The organism is Streptomyces sp. DH12 (assembly GCF_020873895.1).
Taxonomy (GTDB): domain Bacteria; phylum Actinomycetota; class Actinomycetes; order Streptomycetales; family Streptomycetaceae; genus Streptomyces.
Genome location: NZ_JAHWGT010000566.1, coordinates 1 through 559 on the forward strand (window position 1 = coordinate 1; position 559 = coordinate 559).

Consider the following 559-nt stretch of genomic DNA (forward strand, 5'->3'; position numbering starts at 1 on the left):
GAAGGTCTCGCAGTCGCCGGTGATGTCGACGACCCGCTCGGCGGAGCCGGTGGTGAGGGTCAGGACTCGGGTGGTGAAGGCGTCGGACATGCGCCCATCCTGACGCACGCGGCCCGCTTCCCGCGTTCCCGGTGGAGCGCGTCCGGGAAGATCCACCGCACCTCGGGTGTTGGTGGAAGCGTGAACCATGTGCGCGAGGTCGAGGTGGTCGTCGTCGGCGCCGGGCAGGCCGGACTGTCGAGCGCCTATCACCTGCGGCGTACCGGCTTCGAGCCGGACCGCGACTTCGTGGTGCTGGACCACTCGCCCCGGCCCGGCGGCGCCTGGCAGTTCCGCTGGCCCTCGCTGACGTACGGCAAGGTGCACGGGATGCACGCGCTGCCCGGGATGGAGCTGACGGACGCCGATCCGCTGCGGCCCTCCTCCGAGGTGATCGGCGCGTACTTCGACCGCTACGAGCGGATGTTCGACCTGCGGGTGCGCCGCCCGGTGGACGTGCGCGCGGTGCGGGAGGGGTCCGGCGGGCGGCTGCTGGTGGAGACCTCGCACGGCACCTGGG

Annotated in this window: 1 protein-coding gene and 1 pseudogene; one reads left to right on the top strand and one right to left on the bottom strand. The window is 72.3% G+C overall.

The features are described 5' to 3' along the window. Nucleotides 1–90: pseudogene (locus LPA54_RS35805) on the bottom strand (YjbQ family protein); the annotation flags it as partial. Between the two features lie 90 nt (nt 91–180). Here LPA54_RS35805 and LPA54_RS35810 point away from each other — a divergent pair. Next, on the top strand, nt 181–559 hold a 379-nt coding region (locus tag LPA54_RS35810), incomplete at its 3' end, for an NAD(P)-binding protein (protein WP_228984731.1).